Genomic DNA, 988 nt, shown 5'->3' on the forward strand with positions numbered 1-988 from the left:
GGATCGGCCGCCGAAGGGTCCGTGGCCGCAGCCGGCGCGCACCGCGGTCCGCGACACCGTCGTCGCTCACGCGAAGGCGCACCCGGCATGGGGGCATCGGAAGGTCTGGGCGATGACACGTCACGACGGGCACCGGGTCTCGCAGGCGACCGTGCTGCAGCTACTGCGTGATGAGGGCTTGATCCTGGAGGCGAACTACCAGCGGGAACGCCGCAAGCTCGCCGAGCGTCGCAAGGCGGCGTTCGCGAAGGAGCCGACGGGCTCGAACCAGGTCTGGCAATTGGACTTCTCCGAGTACGAGACCACGACCGGCGGGACCTGGCGGATCGCGTCGTGCCGGGACTACTGGGCGAAGTACGAGTTCGACGCGCACGTGTCCCCGACCGCGAACATGCACGACGCCGTCACCGCGGTCGAACTCGCACTCGCTGAAGCGGAGGCGTTCCTCGGTCACCCGCTGATCGACGACTGCGAGGTCGACGAAGCCACCGGCGAGCTATTGCCGGTTCTGACGATCGTGATCGACAACGGCGGCCCGTTCCGATCGTTCACGTTCGAAGCGTTCATCGCGACGCGCCCCGAGCTGCGGCACGTACGCACGGGGGTTCGAACACCCGGCCAGAACGGGTAACGCGAACGCGGGTTCGGGACGATGAAGTACGAGTGGCTGTTCCGAGAAGAGATCGACGACGGCCTCCAACTCGTCGAGCACGTGAACGCCTACCGGCGCGACTACAACCACGTCCGACCGCACGAAGCGATCGCCTGGAACCGACCCGCTGACGTCTACGCCGGCACCGCCAACCCCACCATCCCCAACTTCGAAACCAAAAAATCCTGCCAACTACTTGACGCGGGACACGACCACGCACCCGGTGCGGTACTGCATCATCAACAAGGTCGACCGCCTCGCCCGCAACCGGCTCGATGACGCCATGATCCACGCCGCGCTACGGGATGAGAACATCAGCCTGGTCTCGGTCACCGA

The 988-nt window shown here is 66.1% G+C and carries 1 protein-coding gene and 1 pseudogene; both read left to right on the forward strand.

From position 1 onward, the window contains the following. Nucleotides 1-631: pseudogene (locus BN1241_RS13055) on the forward strand (IS3 family transposase); the annotation flags it as partial. Nucleotides 632-652: 21 nt separating this feature from the next. Then, a complete protein-coding gene (locus BN1241_RS13495) occupies nucleotides 653-931 on the forward strand; it encodes an integrase core domain-containing protein (protein WP_222704339.1) in 279 nt (92 codons plus the stop codon). Nucleotides 932-988 lie beyond the last annotated feature (57 nt).

It is taken from the genome of Flaviflexus massiliensis (assembly GCF_001375495.1).
GTDB classification, from domain to species: Bacteria; Actinomycetota; Actinomycetes; order Actinomycetales; family Actinomycetaceae; genus Flaviflexus; species Flaviflexus massiliensis.